This window comes from Marinobacter koreensis, assembly GCF_023156285.1.
GTDB classification, from domain to species: Bacteria; Pseudomonadota; Gammaproteobacteria; order Pseudomonadales; family Oleiphilaceae; genus Marinobacter; species Marinobacter koreensis.
This window is the reverse complement of sequence record NZ_JAKZAJ010000001.1, coordinates 133,458-150,622: the sequence shown is the minus strand read 5'-3', so window position 1 is coordinate 150,622 and position 17,165 is coordinate 133,458. Positions and strand designations below refer to the sequence as shown.

The 17,165-nt window shown below is 60.5% G+C and carries 15 protein-coding genes; 7 read left to right on the top strand and 8 right to left on the bottom strand.

Annotated elements, in window-relative coordinates:
• Nucleotides 1-111 precede the first annotated feature (111 nt).
• From MLD04_RS00700 to ubiU, 4 genes are all read right to left on the bottom strand, one after another.
• Nucleotides 112-1,206, bottom strand: coding sequence for a methyl-accepting chemotaxis protein (locus MLD04_RS00700; protein ID WP_248153708.1), 1,095 nt, complete (start codon nt 1,204-1,206; stop codon nt 112-114).
• Nucleotides 1,207-1,319: 113 nt separating this feature from the next.
• Nucleotides 1,320-1,682 carry a DUF488 domain-containing protein gene (locus tag MLD04_RS00695; RefSeq protein WP_248153706.1) on the bottom strand — a complete coding sequence of 121 codons (363 nt, stop codon included), beginning with the start codon at nt 1,680-1,682 and terminating at the stop codon, nt 1,320-1,322.
• Between the two features lie 3 nt (nt 1,683-1,685).
• Complete coding sequence (locus MLD04_RS00690) at nt 1,686-2,582, bottom strand: U32 family peptidase (protein ID WP_248153704.1); 897 nt, start codon at nt 2,580-2,582, stop codon at nt 1,686-1,688.
• 13 nt (nt 2,583-2,595) lie between these two features.
• Nucleotides 2,596-3,591, bottom strand: a complete 996-nt coding sequence (ubiU, locus tag MLD04_RS00685) for a ubiquinone anaerobic biosynthesis protein UbiU (RefSeq protein WP_248153702.1) — start codon at nt 3,589-3,591, stop codon at nt 2,596-2,598.
• 274 nt (nt 3,592-3,865) lie between these two features.
• Between ubiU and MLD04_RS00680 the strand changes: the two genes are divergently transcribed.
• The gene (locus MLD04_RS00680; RefSeq protein WP_248153700.1) at nt 3,866-5,902 is read left to right on the top strand and encodes a methyl-accepting chemotaxis protein; all 2,037 of its coding nucleotides are present in this window, start codon (nt 3,866-3,868) and stop codon (nt 5,900-5,902) included.
• Nucleotides 5,903-5,979: 77 nt separating this feature from the next.
• Here the strand turns inward: MLD04_RS00680 and hemN are convergent, their stop codons facing one another.
• Entirely contained in the window at nt 5,980-7,398 is a 1,419-nt protein-coding gene (gene hemN / locus MLD04_RS00675; protein ID WP_248153698.1) for an oxygen-independent coproporphyrinogen III oxidase, read from the bottom strand.
• Between the two features lie 212 nt (nt 7,399-7,610).
• Between hemN and MLD04_RS00670 the strand changes: the two genes are divergently transcribed.
• Complete coding sequence (locus tag MLD04_RS00670) at nt 7,611-9,143, top strand: cryptochrome/photolyase family protein (protein WP_248153694.1); 1,533 nt, start codon at nt 7,611-7,613, stop codon at nt 9,141-9,143.
• Here the strand turns inward: MLD04_RS00670 and MLD04_RS00665 are convergent.
• On the bottom strand, nt 9,140-10,828 hold the full coding sequence (locus MLD04_RS00665; RefSeq protein ID WP_248153692.1) for an HAD family hydrolase: 1,689 nt from the start codon (nt 10,826-10,828) through the stop codon (nt 9,140-9,142). The two genes, MLD04_RS00670 and MLD04_RS00665, sit on opposite strands and share 4 nt — an antisense overlap.
• Nucleotides 10,829-10,951: 123 nt before the next feature.
• On the opposite strand from MLD04_RS00665, the gene MLD04_RS00660 reads away from it, so the two are divergent.
• The 5 genes from MLD04_RS00660 (at nt 10,952) to MLD04_RS00640 (ending at nt 15,113) form a co-directional block, all read left to right on the top strand.
• On the top strand, nt 10,952-11,794 hold the full coding sequence (locus MLD04_RS00660) for a cytochrome c oxidase assembly protein (RefSeq protein WP_248153688.1): 843 nt from the start codon (nt 10,952-10,954) through the stop codon (nt 11,792-11,794).
• Complete coding sequence (locus tag MLD04_RS00655; protein WP_248153683.1) at nt 11,791-12,390, top strand: SCO family protein; 600 nt, start codon at nt 11,791-11,793, stop codon at nt 12,388-12,390. The genes MLD04_RS00660 and MLD04_RS00655 overlap by 4 nt, the downstream gene beginning before the upstream one ends.
• A gap of 69 nt (nt 12,391-12,459) precedes the next feature.
• The gene (locus tag MLD04_RS00650) at nt 12,460-13,386 is read left to right on the top strand and encodes a cation diffusion facilitator family transporter (protein WP_248153679.1); all 927 of its coding nucleotides are present in this window, start codon (nt 12,460-12,462) and stop codon (nt 13,384-13,386) included.
• Nucleotides 13,387-13,449: 63 nt separating this feature from the next.
• The gene (locus tag MLD04_RS17735; protein ID WP_379883694.1) at nt 13,450-13,596 is read left to right on the top strand and encodes a DUF2256 domain-containing protein; all 147 of its coding nucleotides are present in this window, start codon (nt 13,450-13,452) and stop codon (nt 13,594-13,596) included.
• Nucleotides 13,593-15,113 (top strand): FAD-binding domain-containing protein, encoded by a 1,521-nt coding sequence (locus MLD04_RS00640; protein WP_248153675.1) that lies wholly within the window; start codon nt 13,593-13,595, stop codon nt 15,111-15,113. Before MLD04_RS17735 ends, MLD04_RS00640 begins: the two co-directional genes overlap by 4 nt.
• Here the strand turns inward: MLD04_RS00640 and MLD04_RS00635 are convergent.
• Both MLD04_RS00635 and MLD04_RS00630 read right to left on the bottom strand, forming a co-directional pair.
• A complete protein-coding gene (locus MLD04_RS00635; RefSeq protein WP_248153670.1) occupies nt 15,092-15,568 on the bottom strand; it encodes a universal stress protein in 477 nt (158 codons plus the stop codon). The genes MLD04_RS00640 and MLD04_RS00635 overlap by 22 nt on opposite strands.
• Nucleotides 15,540-17,159 (bottom strand): BCCT family transporter, encoded by a 1,620-nt coding sequence (locus MLD04_RS00630; RefSeq protein ID WP_248153666.1) that lies wholly within the window; start codon nt 17,157-17,159, stop codon nt 15,540-15,542. The genes MLD04_RS00635 and MLD04_RS00630 overlap by 29 nt, the downstream gene beginning before the upstream one ends.
• Nucleotides 17,160-17,165: the final 6 nt, after the last annotated feature.

The window sequence follows — 17,165 nt, the reverse complement described above, 5'->3', positions numbered from 1 at the left end:
ACCTCGACTCAGGCATATGGTTATACCATCAATCCGAACGGGTTCCTTTTCCATGACCTGAATCATCTTTTCCGATCCCGACAGGAACTGCCTGTCCTGCCAGGGCCTGGACTAGGCCGCCCCTGAAACCAGGCGACGCAGTCGGGTCATTACATCCAGATTGTTGGTTTCCATCGCCTGCAATGCCTTTAAAGCATCATCGGGTCGATTGTCATAATGCGCATTAACCGCCTCTGCCGCATAGACATGTACCAGCCGATGAGGCTCCTCAATAGCCCGGAAATCCATTCGCCCGGCGTATTGATCGTTGCCGTCACCCTGATAGTACCACTGGCCGAGGCGACACTCATCTTCAGCGGGAAGGCTGTCCGACCGGCGATCAGAAAGCCCGGCAAGGATCTGATAGACGGTCAGCTTGATCTCCAGTTCTTCCAGGTTGGCCAATTCAATTTCCGCCAACAGCGCGGCGTTACCCAGTGCGGCTGATGAGGTGTCTGCCAGACCAATGAGCGACAACAGCCGCTCCCGGGCTGTTTCAGCCTCCTCCGCCAGCCTTTCCATCTCTTCACTGCTGGCCTTGCTGGCTTCGGATACGGATTTCGTCTGTGCTCGAATGCGGCCGATGGCGCCCTCGATTTCCCGGGTGGACTCACCGGCCCGGAACGCCAGGTTTCGTACTTCGGTCGCCACCACGCTGAAGCCCCGACCGTGTTCACCGGCGCGGGCCGCTTCAATACTTGCGTTGAGCGCCAGTAACGACGTCTGATCCGAGACACCATCGATCACATCCACCAGCGAGGTAATGCTCCCTGTTTCGGCTTCCAGGGATTCAATCTGCCCGGCGGAACTGGCTACCCTTCCCCGGGCCACACCTAAACGATCAACCAGCGATGCCATGCCATCACGCACCTGACCGGACTCATCCCGGGTTCTGAGGGCCTCACTGCGACGGGAGCCCAGCAGATCGGACAGTTCACTGAACGACCCTTTGAGCGCTGTCAGGGACGAACCGAACTGTCCGAGTCCGGCCATCAGACGTTGACTGAGCTGGAGCTCGGCACGGCTTTGTGCCAGAGCCTGGTCGCCCTCGTCCAGACGAGCTTCAAGAAGGCGGTTCTTATCACAGACCTCGGCAAGCCGGTCCTGCATTGCCAACAATTCAACCTCAAGTGCGTCTGCACGTTTACTGGACGGCCAAAACCCCATGGTCCTACTCCGGCTCGATTATTTAATACATATTATATATATGTTTTTAGGGAACACTGTACGGGTATGTAACAACATGGAGTCAGGCGACTGAGAGATTCGCCAAACCAGTGTCAGAGGCGATCATTCAGAAGAAAGTCACGAAGCGCGACGGCATTGTTGTGCTGCTTGTCTTTGGCCGCAAACACCAGCGTTATGCGGGCGTGCTCTTCAAGCAGGCCCTTGAGTGTTTCCAGGTCAGGACTGGCCGCTTCGGACGACAGCTCCCCAAGATACCGTTCCCGGAACTCCGGCCATTTTTCCGGATCGTGACCGAACCACTTGCGCAGTTCGGTGGAGGGTGCCAGGCCTTTCAGCCAGTGGGCGATGTCAGTGTCGGCTTTCGCCACCCCCCGCGGCCAGATACGATCCACGAGTATACGGGGCCCGTCCGAACGGGCCGGTGAGTCATAGGCACGTTTGAGACGAATATCCATCGGTCAGCTCACCTCCACGAGATCCATACCCGGCTTACCATACCAGTACCCGTTGCAGGGTGGCACCTCCACCAGTTGCAGTGGATCCGTTTCAGGCTGTTGTCCACGACGCACCTGATCGAACCGTCTTACCACCGCTTCCATGCCCTGGTGTTCCGGACTCAGGCGGACCGTACCAACGCCCATTCGATCCATATCCGGCAACTCCCGCATCAGGTCATAGCGGGATCCCGAGAGGGTTGAAATACCATTCAGCCGGAACAGCTCCTGGGATTCCCGCGAACGCAACGCCAGGCCATCCGGGTGCTGGAGACAGCGAAACTCGCAGTTGTCCTTGGGCAGATTGTAGTGGCGCGCGGTGAAGCACCGGGACGACCAGGCCAGCGGCAGGAAGCCCCAGGAGAAGACTTCGGCAGGCAGATCCAGGCCGGCCTGCTCAAGCTCCCGGATCAGGGTGCCAAGTGTGTCCTTGCCCAGCTCCACCGGAAGATTCCAACCCTGCAGACCCTGCCGTGCAAGCACCTTCAGGGTGGCCAGGTTGTAGATGTTCATGGACGGCCCGGTGACAAAGGGCAGCCCATTGCGGACCGCCACCTGCAGGGCACTCTGGTCGTTTGCCTCAACCAGAAACTCATCCTGCTCGCAGAACCGGCGCAAGCGCCTGAGATCTGCCTCGGATTCGATCAACGTGAGCGTAGAGAGTACCACCTGCTTGCCACAGGCTTTCAGATCCCGGGCCAGGTCGAGCCAGTCGTCGGGTTTCAGTTCACGCCGGCGGGAGCACACCACTTCACCCAGATAGATCGTATCCACGGGCCACTCGGCGGCCTCGGCATAGAAGTCGAACACCGACTGCCGTGACCAGAACCAGAGGATGGGTCCAAGAGACAGCTTCATCATAATGGGCAGATCCTTATTTCCACTTGCGATGGTAGGCGCCAATCGTGGTCAGGCCACCCTCGGAAAGCCCCGCCAGCGTGGTATTCCACTCGCTTTGGGTGACGAACGTATCGGGATTGGCTTGAACCCGATCCAGGGCCTGGCGCCATGTACGGGCAACGTCGGCAATGTAGGCAGGGCTTCGCTGGCGGCCTTCGATCTTCACCGCGCTGATTCCCAGCGCCTTCAACTCCGGCAGGAGGTCCAGGGTGTTGAGACTGACCGGTTCTTCGATGGCGTGATAGACACTGCCCTCCACCTCAAATCGCCCTTTACACAACGTGGGATACCCCGCCGACTCTCCCCGCCCGTAGCGATCAATCAGCACGTCGTTAAGCCGGGATTCCAGACCGTCTGGCGTTTCCTCCCAGCGCACCGCTTTGGCCGGGGAACAGGCACCCCGGGTGTTCGGAGATTCATCGGTGAGATACGAGGACAGGTAACACCGGCCTTCCGCCATGATGCACAGGCTGCCGAAGGCAAAGACCTCCAGTTCGACCGGGCTCTGTCGGGCGACGCCTTTCACCTGGTCGAGTGAGAGTACCCGGGGCAGGACCGCCCGACGGATATCGAAATTGTCTTTGTAGAACGACAGGGCCTCGTGACTGGTGGCTGAGCCCTGAACGGAAAGATGACGCGGGATATGGGGGTGTCGATTGGCGGCGTATTCAAGCAACCCCATGTCCGCCAGGATAATGGCGTCTACACCAAGGCCCGCCGCACGATCAACGGCCGCTTTCCACTGTTCCCAGCCGTCCGGCTGGGGGTAGGTGTTGATGGCGCAGAACACGCGACAGCCTCTTGCGTGGGCATACTCGATGCCCTCAGCCGCGCGCCGGTCGTTGAAGTTCAGGCCAGCGAACTGGCGGGCATTGGTACTGTCGCGGAAGCCGAAATAAACCGCATCGGCACCATGATCCACGGCCTTTTTCAGGGCCGGAAGACTACCGGCCGGACAGACAAGCTCCATGGGGTTCTCCAGTGAAAGCGTTGGCCGGAGCCTATCGCGCCCTCCGCCCGGGTGCCTTGACCTTTGTCACCGGTGCCGCAGCTACTCCTTTCGGGGTACCCAGCCCTATGGCACGCCTGATCGATCCTTATAATAAAGATCAACGACTTATCTTTATATTACAAACACTTACATTACGTCCACTACCCCCTCACCTACCCCATCGAGCGAATAGCTGTGATCCGGCATTAACACGGACAATGTTCGCCAGATGCACTTTTTCTGGAACAGAACCATGACACTCATCAACAACCTCTCCATGCGAGGCAAGCTCATCACCCTGATGGTGCCCGCCCTGTTGGTCATCCTTTACTTCGCCAGTGAAACCGTTCTGGTGAACATCGGCGAGCTGCGCGATATGCGCGAGTTACACACCATGATCCAGTTGGCGGACATCGGGGATCCGGTCACCGAGTCCCTGCAGAAGGAACGTGGCCGATCGGCGGTTTATCTGTCGAGCAAGCCCGGTTCGGATAGCGCCCGTCAGGCCAGTGCCGATCTTGCGGGGCAACGGCAGGCAACTGACGACCGACTCACTGAGTACCACACCCGGCTTGAATCCCTCACCGCCGATTCCGTGCTTCCAGAGGCAGTCAGACACAGTATTCAGACACTGGATGCCGAACTGCGGGATCTGGGTGGCCTGCGCAGGGCCATTGACGACCACGACGTATCGGCCCGCGATTCCGCCGCGCGGTATACCTCACTGATCACTCAGCTGATTGACCGCACAGCCCTGATCCTGCGTCGCGCAAATGCACCGGAACTGGTCCGCGATGTCACCGCCTATTACGCCCTCGCGGAGTCAGCGGAGCGTGCCGGTCGGGAAAGAGCCGCCGGTGCGTCGCTGATTCGCAGTGGCGATTTCAGCCTGCCCGCGCTTCAACGCATCGCTGCTTTGGCAGGTGAACAGCAAGCCTATACCAATCAGGCACTGGCCATGTTGCCGGCGGAATCCGATTCGCGGGCGACGCTCGAGGGCCTGGCGAACACAGCGGCGAGTCGGGACGTGAACCTGAAGCGCGACACTCTGTTCAGCAGTTCCGCAGGGATGTACGCCCTGGATGCCTCCGAGTGGTTCGACGCCACGACCTTGCGCATTGGTACCCTGAACCAGGGACGAAGCGAACTGTTGGCCGGAATCCGGTCACTGGCCGAGCAACGCCTCTCCGATGCCCGCGACGGCCTGATCGTGGCCGCATCGCTCGCCGGCTCCGCAGTGCTTGGCGTCATCCTGCTGATGGTTGTGATTACCCGAGCCATCAACCAGCAGGTGGGCAACCTGCTCAACGGTGTCCGTTTCGCCATGGACAACAAGGACCTCCGGCAGGAAATCGACATCTCCAGCCGGGACGAAGTGGGCGTCATCGGCCAGGCCATCAACGAACTGTTCCGTCGTTTCGGCAATGCCCTGCTGCACATAGACCGGTCCAGTGTGCAGCTGGCAACCGCCACCGAGGAAACCAGTTCCACGGCAGGGCAGAACGCCAGCCAGGTGAAAAACCAGCAACAGCAGATCGAGCAGGTGGCCGCCGCTACCGAAGAAATGTCCGCCACTTCCGAGGAAATCTCCCGCAACACCCAGCAGGTGGCGGATGCCGCCCGGAGTGCGATGGAGAAAAGCCGGACAGGGGAAGAAGTGCTCCATGGCAATGTGCGCCGTATCCGGTCTCTGGCGGACTCGGTACAGAAGGTCAATGCGGTGATTGAGGAACTGGAACAGCGTAGCGCCACCATCAGCGACGTGGTGGATGTCATTCGTCAGGTCGCGGACCAGACCAACCTGCTGGCCCTCAACGCGGCCATCGAGGCGGCCCGCGCCGGCGAACATGGTCGCGGCTTTGCGGTGGTTGCGGATGAAGTCCGGACCCTGGCCCAGCAGACTCATGAATCCACCACCCGGATCGAAGAGATTATCGGTGGTTTCCAGGCGATTACCGACAATGCCAGCCGGTCTATCATGGAAAGTCACAAGCTCGCTCATGAGACCAGCGAGCAGGCTTACGAGATGGAACAGACCTTCGCCGACATCCTGACCGACGTAAACAGCATCTCGGACATGGCCGGTCAGATTGCCACGGCCTCTGAGGAGCAGGTTGCGGTAACCCGGGAACTGGCGGGCAGTATGGAATCAGTCAGCGAAGCGGCCATCCTGACGTTGACCGGATCCCAGGAAATCACCCAGGTGACCGGCGAACAGGCTCGCCTGGCCAGGGTTCTCCAGGATCTGGCGAACGAGTTCAAAACGCCTGCGCAACTGTCTGAGGCCTGACAAATCCGGGCCAACCAGAACGCAAAAGGGGCTGCCACCGGCAGCCCCTTTTTTTGTATCCGGGCCCCTGCCCCGGCTTAGATGATCCGCGAGAAGCGCTGGCTGGCGCCCTCTTTGCGATACAGATCGAAGATCTGGCAGATCGCCCGGATCAGCAGGCGGCCGGCCGGCTGAACCTGAAGGGTTTGACCATCGTCGGCGATGAGTTCGTCCTGCACCATCGGCTTGAGCCGGGTCAGCTCATCCGCGAAGTATCGGTCCAGGTCTTCCTGCCAGACATCGGCAAACTGCTGACGGTCCAGCCGGAACTGGCAGATCAGCTGGCCGATCACCCAGCGGCGGATGCGGTCGTCACGGGTCAGCCCCACGCCCCGGATAACGGCCAGCCGGCCGGCGTCGATCTCGGCCTCCCAGGCTGGCAGGTCGTGATTGTTCTGGAAGTAGGCATCGTCGGTCTGGCCAATGGCCGAGACGCCCAGGGACACCAGATCACAGTCTGCGTGGGTGGTATAACCCTGGAAATTGCGGTGCAACCGACCTTCACGCTGCGCCACTGCCAGACTGTCATCCGGCTTGGCAAAGTGATCCATGCCGATGTATTCGTAGCCCGCATCCAGCAACCGGTTGATGGTGTTGTGCAGGATGCTCAGTTTCTGCTGTGGCGTCGGCAGGGTCTCTGCCTGAATCCGGGTCTGTGGATAGAACCGGTCTGGCAAATGCGCGTAGCTGAACACCGACAGCCGGTCCGGTGACATCTCGATCACCGCCTCCAGGGTCTCCGCGAAGCTTTCCGGTGTCTGGTATGGCAAACCGTAGATCAGGTCCAGATTGATCGAGCGGAAGCCGAGACGCCGGGCCTCGTTCAGCACCGCTTCGGTCATGTCCCGGGGCTGGATCCGGTTGACCGCTTTCTGGACCTTCGGATTGACGTCCTGCACCCCCAGACTGATGCGATTGAAACCCAGTTCCCACAGGGTTGGCAGCGTGTCCTGATCGACCTCACGGGGATCGATCTCCACACTGTAATCCCGGTCATCGCCGGATTGCAGGTTAAAGAGTTCGGCGTACCCGGCCATCAGATGCTGCATCACGTCCCGCGGCAGGAAGGTCGGGGTACCACCGCCCCAGTGCAGCTGCTGGACCGGTCGGTCCGCGCCAAAGAGTTTCGCCTGGAGAGCTGCTTCTTTCAGCACCCGCTCCACGTAGGGCATGGCCTTGTCGCGCTTCTTGGTGATCACCTTGTTGCAGGCACAGTAGTAACAGAGGTGTGCACAGAACGGCAGATGAGTATAAAGCGACAGCGGCCGACCACTAGCCTTGCTGCGGCCGGCGGCCTTTACCATGTCCTCAACGCTGTAATTCGGGGTGAATTCCACCGCCGTCGGATAGGAGGTATAGCGGGGACCACTGAGGTCGTACCGGCGAATCAGGGCATCGTCCCAGATAAAGGCGGGAAGCTCGTTGGTGGATGCAGCGAAGGCGGTGTCGGAAGCCATAGTGAAAACTCGGAATGGTCGGGATTAATCGAAAGGTCGGAAACTGCGCCAATTATGGCGAAGTCCGGCCATACAGTGGTTGATGCGGGTCAGTTGGTTCACAGGTTGAGTCTAGCAGTACCGGCGCTGAACCACTCTTGTGCCGTTGGCGTATTCTGGCTACCCCCTTTGGGGAAGATGGGCAGCACAAAAAATGGAGAACGACATTCCTCATGGCCAACCTGATCCTGATTCTTGGCGATCAACTCACCACAGACATCAGTGCCCTCAACGGCGCGGAACCCAGTCGGGACCGTATTGTGATGGCGGAGGTGCATGAGGAAGCCTCCTACACCAACCATCACAAGAAGAAGCTGGTATTGCTGTTCAGTGCCATGCGCCACTTCGCCGCGCGTCTGCGGGAGGCCGGCTGGGAGGTGCATTACCAGGCCTATCACCCGGATAATCCACACCAGAGCCTGGAAGACGTCATTGCCGAGCAGATCCGGGAAACCGGGGCGGAGCGACTGATTACCACAGAGTGCGGCGAATGGCGATTGCATGCGCAGATTGAGCAGTGGCACAGGCGGCTCGGGATTCCAGTCGAGATCCGGAACGATGGACGCTTCATTGCCAGCAAAAAGGAATTTGCGGACTGGGCCGAGGGACGCAAGCAGCTGCGGATGGAGTTCTTCTACCGGGAAATGCGGCGAAAGACCGGACTGCTGATGACCCCGGAGAACGGCCCCGAAGGCGACCAGTGGAATTTCGATGCCGACAACCGGAAGAAGTGGTCCGGCAAGCCACCGGTGCCGGCGCCTTTCCGGGTTGAACCGGACGCCATCACGCGAGACGTCATCGAGCTGGTGGACGAGCACTTCGCCGATCATTTCGGCACCACCGACGATTTTCACTTCGCGGTCACGCCCGAGGATGCCGAAGCGGCGTTGGAGCACTTTATCGACTTCGCCCTGCCCTGTTTCGGCGATTTTCAGGATGCCATCTCCGACAGCGAGGACTGGCTGTTCCACTCGATTCTCTCACCGTACATCAACTGCGGGCTGCTTGACCCGCTGGCCGTCTGTGAGGCGGCCGCACAGGCCTGGCATTCCGGCCGCGCGCCCCTCAACGCAGTGGAGGGCTTTATCCGCCAGATTATCGGCTGGCGCGAGTTTGTCCGGGGCATCTACTGGCTGCATATGCCCGAATACGCACAGGAAAACGGGCTCAGCAACAGCCGTGCCCTGCCCTGGTTCTACTGGACCGGCGAAACCAGGATGCGTTGCATGCACAAGGCCATCGACGCGACCCGGCGCAATGCCTACGCCCACCATATCCAGCGGCTGATGGTGACTGGCAATTTCGCGTTGCTCGCTGGTGTAAAACCCGAAGAAATCTGCGACTGGTACCTGGCCGTCTACGCCGACGCCTACGACTGGGTGGAGTTGCCTAACGTACTGGGCATGGTCATGCACGCCGATGGCGGCTATCTCGGCTCCAAGCCTTACGCCGCCAGCGGCAAATACATCCACCGCATGTCAGACCACTGCGCCAACTGCCACTACAACGTGAACAAGTCGACCGAGGACGACGCCTGCCCCTTCAATGCGCTCTACTGGCACTTTATTAACCGGCACCGGGAGGACTTTGCCAGCAACCCCCGGATGGGCATGATGTACCGCAACTGGGACAAACAGGATCCGGACAAGCGGACCGCGCTGCTCCGGCGAGCGGAACGCCTGCTGGTTAATATCGAGGAACTCTAGGGAGGCCCTACCTCACAGGCCAGCACCAGGGCCCAGAACTCCGAGAAATCATTAACCACCACGTCCGGCTTGTCCGGGTGTTTGTGGGTGCCGGGAAAGATCTTGTTCAACCACCCCTGGTCCCACTGGGCGCCATTGAAGAATACCGACGTCAGACCCGCCCGCTTGGCAGCAATCACATCGGTGGTACTGTCGCCCACGTACCACACGCTCGGATCCGGGGGATAATCCAGTTTCTGGACCGCCAGCAATAGCTGGTCCGGGTGCGGTTTTCGAAGGGGCGTATCATCGCCGCACACGTCCACGTCGAACAGGTGGGACCAGCCCGTACCTTCCACGGCTGCCAGTTCGTGTTCGAAGAACTCCCGGTCCCGGTTGGTGATCACCCCCACCTGTATGCCCAGTCCCCGCAGCCCGTTCAGCACATCACGAACCCGGGGTTCAAAGGCCTTTACCGTGCCGTAATGGCTGCGGTAGTGATGGTTGAACGCTTTGTGAGCAACCTGCTTGGCCTCCTGGTTGTCACCGAACAGCACCTCAAAAATGTCCGTGCGGGAGATTTTCCGATCGGCCTTGACCTTGGGGTGCAAACGGGCAAATTCGCGCACATAGCTCACCAGTCTGGCATCTTCCACCGTCTTGCTGTCCTCGGGCGCCACCATTCGATCCATGAGCCCCAGCCTGTGAAAATCCGGAAGCATGTCATCCACCGCGTGGTACATGGCATCGAGCGTATCCACGAGGGTGGCATGCCAGTCGAACAGCACCACCGCAGGACGAATCAGTTTGACCACCGCCGGGTGCCAGTCCGGCTCGATTCGTGGTTCCGGACGCTCGGGGGGCGGGAAGGGTCTGGGCCGGACTTCCGCTGGTGCCTGTTCGAAGGCCTCCGGATGCTCCCGTTCCAGCAACGCCAGCAGGTCCAGCAGATCTTCGAAGCTGTCCAGAATCGCGGCCGGCGCGTCGCGTTTGGTGAACCAGCTCTCGATACGATCCTGCTCCCAACAGGCTCCGTTGTAGAACACCCCGGAAACGCCCGCCCGATGCGCCGTCAGCATGTCGACATAACTATCGCCGACGTACCAGGCCCGGCTGTCCGCCGGCAGGTCCAGTTTCTCCACCGCCTTCAGGATGACTTCCGGATCCGGCTTGTATTCGGTGACGTCGTCCGCACAGACCGTCGCGTCGAAGAGGCGTTGCCACCGGCCCTCGTCGACGGTTTTCAGTTCCTTGTCCAGAAACTCCCGGTTGCGATTGGTGGACACCGCCAGTCGGATGCCCATGGCCTTGAGGGCGGACAGGTATTCGTAGGCGCCGGGCTGAAAGGGTTTCACCTGGCCGAAACACTTCCGGTAAGCGGCGTTGTAGGCCTTGTGGGCGATCAGCTTGGCGTCCTTGTCGTCACCGAAAATGGCATTGAAGATATCCGTCCTCGAGACCCGACGTTCCGCCAGGATCCGCGGGTGCAGACGGCGGAAGATGCGGATGTAGCGAACCAGACGGGCATCGTCTTCCGTCCGGCATTGATCCTCCGGCAACAACCGCTCCACCAGTCCCAGTTCTTCGAGCTGGGGCAGCATCTCTTCCATGGCACTGAACATGGCGTCATGGGTGTCCACCAGCGTGCCGTGCCAGTCGAAAATCAGTACGGAGGGCGCGGGTATCCCCTCGTTGAATCGGGCCATTACACATCTCCATCGGGAAGGCCGTCGTTCACCTTGCAAAGCGCAAGGCGGGGGTCAAGACTCAAGGTAGCCTGATAAAAAAGATAAACCCGGTTGGCTGCGATTGCACACAGAGTGGTTTCAATGATCGATCTGGATTTTCTCGCGCCTTACGATGTCTCGCCCGTGACCCTGATGGCATTTGCGCTGACGCTGTTGGGGTATGGCTACGCCTTGCCGCGGCTATCCCCCGACGAACGTCCCGGCCGGCTACGCGTCTTCACCTTCGTGATCGGCGTTATGCTGTGTTACGTGGTCATGCAGACCCGGTTCGACTACTACGCCCAGTACATGTTCTTCATTCACCGGGGCCAGCATCTGATCCTGCACCACATCGGACCGTTTCTCATTGCGCTTTCCAACCCCCTCCCGATTCTCCGCTTCTGGCATGCGCGTGTATCGCCCGCGGGTCGACGCTGGCTGCGACCGTTCGCAGTGGCCTATCGCATTGTCCAGCATCCTGTTGTGGCGCCCGTCCTGTTTGTCGGTCTGATCTATTTCTGGCTCTGGCCGCCGGTGCATTTCGACGCCATGCTGTCACGCCAGCTGTACTGGACGATGAACTGGAGCATGCTGATCGACGGGCTGTTGTTCTGGTGGCTGATGTTCGACCCGCGTTCACCGGCCACCACTGCGGCACTGGGCCATGGCAAACGCATCCTGATCCTGGCCGTTGTCGCGATACCCCAGATGATCCTGGGCGCCTCGATCGTGTTCTCCCGCGGCATGGTCTACGACGTCTACGAAGTCTGCGGGCGGGCCTGGCCCATGGCGCCGGAGACCGACCAGTTGCTCGGCGGGCTGCTCACCTGGATTCCGCCGGCCATGATGAGTATTCTCGGAATCCTGTTACTGCTTCGCCGAGCCATGCACGCGGATGAACAGCCCGCGATACGGTCAGCCATTGCCGAAGGAAACACACCATGAGCCACCCACTCCGGGCCCTGCTCGTGCTGGTTCTCGCCCTTGCCGGTTGTTCCGATCCCGGCCCGGACTGGCATGGAAAGGACATCCGGAACCTGATGCCGGACCTGGCGTTCACTCTGACCGATGCCCGGGGCCAGTCGGTGACCGCCGATCAGACCGCCGGCAAGATCCGCCTGCTCTACTTCGGTTACACCTCCTGTCCCGATGTCTGTCCCACCACGCTGGCCGACCTGCGTCAGGCAGTCCGGGCATTACCCGAGACCACCCGGGACGACATCGTGACGCTCTTTGTCAGCGTCGACCCGGAACGGGATTCCCCGGAACGCCTGGCCAGCTATGTGCGATTCTTTGGCGATAACGTCATTGGCATGACCGGTTCGTTAACGGAACTGCGTGATCTGACCCGGCGCTACCGCACCACCTTCGGTTACGACGAACCGGATGAGCATGGCAACTACGACGTTTCCCACAGCAGCGCAGTCTACGTTTTCGACCGCAGCGGCGAAGCCCGTCTGCTTCTGAGACCCAACAGCATGCCGCCCGGACAGATTCGGGACGACCTCGAACAGCTGGCACGGGAACAACCGCCATCGTGATTTGACCCTGTATTAACTACAGGGTTTTAAATACGAGCCAATCACGAACCGGAAGACACCGAGGTTTCCATGCACAGCCATCATGATCACGGCCATAGTCACGGACACGGCCACAGTCATGCCCATCACTTCGACACTCACAACCGGGCGTTTGCCCTGGCGGTGTTTCTCAACGTCGCCTTCGTCGCCATTGAAGCCATTTATGGGGTCCTGTCGAATTCGCTGGCCCTGTTGGCCGATGCCGGCCACAACCTGAGTGACGTGCTTGGCCTTCTGATGGCCTGGGCCGCGAGCTGGCTGGCCAGCCAGAAAGCAACCGATCGAAACACCTATGGCCTGAAGAAAACCACCATTCTGGCGGCCCTGTTCAATGCCCTGTTCCTGATCGCCGCCGTGGGCGGAATTGCCTGGGAGGCCATCCGGCGCTTCACCGAACCGGCTTCCGTTGCCGGCATGACCGTGATTGTCGTCGCCGGCATCGGCGTGCTGATCAACGGCATCACCATGATGCTGTTCATGAAGGGCCAGGAGGGCGATCTGAATATACGGGGTGCGTTCCTGCACATGGCCGCCGACACCGCCGTATCGGTGGGTGTCGTGATAGCCGGTCTGGTGATCATGGCGACCGGCATGAACTGGATTGATCCGGTGGTCAGTCTGGTCATTGCGGCGGTCATTTTCATCGGCACCTGGCAACTGCTGAAGGATTCGGTCAATCTGGCCGTCGATGCAGTGCCCCGGGACATTGATCCTCAGGCCGTACAACAGCGGCTGGCCGAACTGCCCGGCGTGGACTCGGTGCACCATCTTCACATCTGGGCGCTCAGTACCACGGAAAATGCGCTAACGGTGCATCTGGTCAAGCCAGATCCGGCCGACGACGACCAGATGATCGAGGACGCGACGGAGATGCTGGCACACGACTTCAACATCCGGCACGCAACCATCCAGTGGGAGCGCACACCGCAGGACTGCCCGAACGAGGTGCATTGCTGATACCGGTGATCCCGGCCACGTGATCCGGCGTAGATGGCACAAACACCCCACAGGTTGAGTGACATGCCCCATCGCAAGCCGGATCTGCCGACCAAAATGTGCCCGGTCTGCCAGCGCCCTTTTACCTGGCGCCGGAAATGGGCCAGAGACTGGGATCAGGTGCGATATTGCAGTGAACGGTGTCGCCGCTCCCGGGGGCGGACATCATGACAACGGTGGTCTGGTTCAAGCGCGATCTCCGGACGCGGGATCACGCGCCACTTCGTGCGGCGGCAGAGCTGGGCGAGCCGGTCATTCCTCTGTATGTCATCGAGCCGGATTACTGGCAACTTCCGGATACCTCCGCTCGCCAGTGGGCCTTCATTCACGACTCCCTGACCGACCTGAAGCGGCAATTGCGACAACTGGGCACGGACCTGGTGGTCCTGCAGGGGACCGTCACAGACGTACTGAACCGGCTCCAGAAATCCGTCTCCTTCGACCGGATTTTCTGTCACCAGGAAACCGGGGGCCAATGGACCTTCGATCGGGACCGTGCCGTGATCGACTGGTGCGCCCAGGCCAACGTGGAGCTTCGGGAGTGGCAACAGTTCGGTGTGACCCGTCGTCTGCCCGACCGGGATCTTTGGGACGATCAGTGGAGCCGGCTGATGTCCTCCGACCTGCTCGAACGACCGAAGCCGCTACCCTCACTGCCTGCCGGCCTGTCCGCTGCGCAGGACTGGGATGCGCCCCATCTGGCCGACACCAGCGCATGTCCAGACCGACAGGCCGGAGGATCCAGCCAGGGTGAGCGTTTACTGACATCCTTTCTGGACCGCCGCTGCGTCGGCTATCAATACAATATTTCCAGCCCGAACACGGCGTATCGTGCCTGTTCCCGGCTTAGCCCACATATTGCCCACGGCACCGTCAGCCTGCGCCAGATCTACCAGCAGGCCCGATCGATCGGCTCCCACCGCAACACGCTTCCGCGGAAAAAGCGCAGCCTCACCAGCTTTCGCTCCCGCCTCCACTGGCACTGCCATTTCATTCAAAAGCTGGAGGATGAACACGAGCTGGAATTCCGGGCCATGCACCGGGAAATGGAGGAACTGAAATCCGGCCCGAATGACCCGGAGCGGCTGGCCAGGTGGGCCGAAGGTCAGACCGGCTGGCCATTGGTGGATGCGAGCATGCGGGCGCTACGCCACACGGGCTGGATCAATTTCCGCATGCGGGCGATGCTGATGGCTATTGCCGCCTACCAGCTCTGGCTGCACTGGCGTGACCCGGCCCTTCACCTGGCCCGGCAGTTCACCGATTTCGAGCCCGGCATTCACTATCCACAGGCACAGATGCAGTCGGGACAGACCGGCATCAACGCACTGCGCATCTACAACCCGGTTCTGCAAAGCCAGAAGCTGGATCCGGACGGCACCTTCATCCGGCAATGGGTGCCCGAACTTCGGGGCGTTCCCCGGGAACTGATCCACACACCCTGGCTGATGACCGCGGCCCAGACTCAGCGCTACGGAGGCAATACCTATACCCGCCCTGTGTGTGACCACGAACAGGCCGCAAGGGTGGCCCGCAAGGCCATCGGCGACTTTCGCAAACGCTGCGTCAGCCTGGCGGAGACCGACCGGGTTCTCAGGCGCCACGGCAGCCGGAAGGGCCCCAGACAGTCCCGTCCGAAGGCGTCCTCGCCTTCAATCGATTCCGGTCAGCTGTCGCTGTTCGAATGAGCAACGCTTTCACCGTCGGACCCCGGCTTATCCAGTACCGGCAGGACCAGAACCGCACAAGGCGCGTTGACGGTGACATACTCGACGGTGGCGCGGCGTAGCGGCCAACGACCACTCGCGCCCCGGGATACCAGGACAATCAGATCGACACACAGCTGCCCGGCCAGTGCGACCAGTTTTTCACTCGGAGTACCCGCCACCACGTGCAAGGTCGCGTTGAGCGGGTGCGGCAGGTATTTTCTGGCAATGAGGTCCAGCGATTCCCGAACCTTCGCTTCCTTGTCTTCCGGGGCGGCCTCGGTCACGTGCGGGAAAAAGCCGCCGCCACCCGGATCGTAGACGCTGGCAAGGTGCATTTCGCCCCCCTCCGCCAGCAGCTCCGTCCCCGCTTCCAGCGCCCGCTCACCCTCGGCATCGTCCTCGGGATCAATTGCGATCAGCAGCTTCCGATACATACGTACTCTCCTGTCTGGATGAAGGGGACGCTTCCACTTCCGGAAACGCTCGTCCCTTTACCAGGTCGTTAACTGAGTAGCCCCGGTAGTCCGCTCTCAGCGCCCGGAACAGTGACACGGCCATGAACACGAGCAACACAGAGAATGGCAGACCGAGTGAGGTAATCACATTCTGGAGCGCATCAAGCCCTCCGGCGAGCAACAGGGTCGCGGCGATCACACCCTGGGCAGCGGCCCAGAAGATTCGCTGGCGAACCAGGGACGGCTGGTCCTCTCGCCGGGTCAGCATGTCGATGACCAGCGACGCCGAGTCCGAGGATGTGGTGAAGAAGATGACAATGATGATGACACTCAACAACGACGCCAGCTCCGTCCAAGGCAGCGCCTGAAGAAAGGCAAAGATGGCGACCGACGGATCAGCCCGAACCTGCTCGGAAAGACCGATCTGGTCGCTCATCTCGACATGAATGGCGGACAGACCGAAGACGCCGAACCAGATAAGGGTGAACGCGGTCGGCGCGAACAGGACGCCAAATACGAACTCCCGAATCGTCCGACCCCGGGAAATCCGGGCAATAAAAATGCCCACGTACGGTGCCCAGGAAATGGTCCAGGCCCAATAGAACAGGGTCCACCGGCGCTGCCAGTCCGTATCTCGAAACGATTCCGTCCAGAACGAGAGCCACGGCAGGGCGTCGAGATAGTCGCCAATGCTCTGCACCATGCCCTTGGCGATAAACACCGTCGGGCCGGCCACCAGGACAAAACCGAGCAACAGCATCGCCAGCAGGATATTGAGCTGGGAGAGCCGTCGGACACCTTTATCCAGGCCCAGTGCGACGGAGGTCGCCGCGATCCCGGAGATCAGGACAATCAGAAGCACCCAGACGGTTCCGCTGGCACGAATGCCGAACAGGTAAGTCAGTCCGCTGCTGAGCTGAAGCGTTCCCAACCCCAGCGAGGTGGCAACACCAAACAGCGTGCCCAGTACCGCGATAATGTCCACGGCCCATCCCAATGGCCCGAAGGCCCGATCTCCGAGTATCGGATAGAACAGGCTGCTGATCCGCATGGGCAAATCATGGCGATAGGCAAAGTAACCAATGGCCAGCCCTGGCATCGCAAAGATGGTCCAGGTGTGCAAACCAAAATGGTAGAGCGAGATCGTCATGGCGTCCCGCGCTGCCCCGGCGGAATCGGCGACGACCCCCTCAAACGGAGGATGGCCAAAATGGGAAATCGGTTCGGCCACGCCCCAGAACATCAGGATGGTGCCAATGCCTGCGGCAAACAGCATGGTGAACCAGGTGAGATTCGAGTAGTCGGGGCGACTGTCGTCGGCGCCAAGACGGATCTCACCGTAACGGCTCACCGCCAGGCCCAGCAAAAAAACCAGCAACGCCGAGACGGACAGGATGTAAAACCACCCGAGGTTACCGGCCACCCAGGCCGTCAGTAGCCCGAAGCTCCGGGAAACCTCATGCTGAAACGGGATCGCCAGGACCACGAACAGGAACGCGGTCCCGGCGGATGTGAAGAACACGGCGGGAATGGTCTGCAGGCCAAGCCGGCGTTGCAGTCTGTCAAGCACATGGCC

What these genes read in the sequence shown, in the direction of transcription:
- MLD04_RS00700 (WP_248153708.1), bottom strand. Translation starts at nt 1,206, where the DNA reads ATGGGGTTTTGGCCGTCCAGTAAACGTGCAGACGCACTTGAGGTTGAA.
- MLD04_RS00650 (WP_248153679.1), top strand. Translation starts at nt 12,460, where the DNA reads ATGCACAGCCATCATGATCACGGCCATAGTCACGGACACGGCCACAGT.
- MLD04_RS00670 (WP_248153694.1), top strand. Translation starts at nt 7,611, where the DNA reads ATGGCCAACCTGATCCTGATTCTTGGCGATCAACTCACCACAGACATC.
- MLD04_RS00635 (WP_248153670.1), bottom strand. Translation starts at nt 15,568, where the DNA reads ATGTATCGGAAGCTGCTGATCGCAATTGATCCCGAGGACGATGCCGAG.
- MLD04_RS00680 (WP_248153700.1), top strand. Translation starts at nt 3,866, where the DNA reads ATGACACTCATCAACAACCTCTCCATGCGAGGCAAGCTCATCACCCTG.
- MLD04_RS00655 (WP_248153683.1), top strand. Translation starts at nt 11,791, where the DNA reads ATGAGCCACCCACTCCGGGCCCTGCTCGTGCTGGTTCTCGCCCTTGCC.
- ubiU (WP_248153702.1), bottom strand. Translation starts at nt 3,591, where the DNA reads ATGGAGCTTGTCTGTCCGGCCGGTAGTCTTCCGGCCCTGAAAAAGGCC.
- MLD04_RS00690 (WP_248153704.1), bottom strand. Translation starts at nt 2,582, where the DNA reads ATGATGAAGCTGTCTCTTGGACCCATCCTCTGGTTCTGGTCACGGCAG.
- MLD04_RS00660 (WP_248153688.1), top strand. Translation starts at nt 10,952, where the DNA reads ATGATCGATCTGGATTTTCTCGCGCCTTACGATGTCTCGCCCGTGACC.
- MLD04_RS17735 (WP_379883694.1), top strand. Translation starts at nt 13,450, where the DNA reads ATGCCCCATCGCAAGCCGGATCTGCCGACCAAAATGTGCCCGGTCTGC.
- hemN (WP_248153698.1), bottom strand. Translation starts at nt 7,398, where the DNA reads ATGGCTTCCGACACCGCCTTCGCTGCATCCACCAACGAGCTTCCCGCC.
- MLD04_RS00665 (WP_248153692.1), bottom strand. Translation starts at nt 10,828, where the DNA reads ATGGCCCGATTCAACGAGGGGATACCCGCGCCCTCCGTACTGATTTTC.
- MLD04_RS00695 (WP_248153706.1), bottom strand. Translation starts at nt 1,682, where the DNA reads ATGGATATTCGTCTCAAACGTGCCTATGACTCACCGGCCCGTTCGGAC.
- MLD04_RS00640 (WP_248153675.1), top strand. Translation starts at nt 13,593, where the DNA reads ATGACAACGGTGGTCTGGTTCAAGCGCGATCTCCGGACGCGGGATCAC.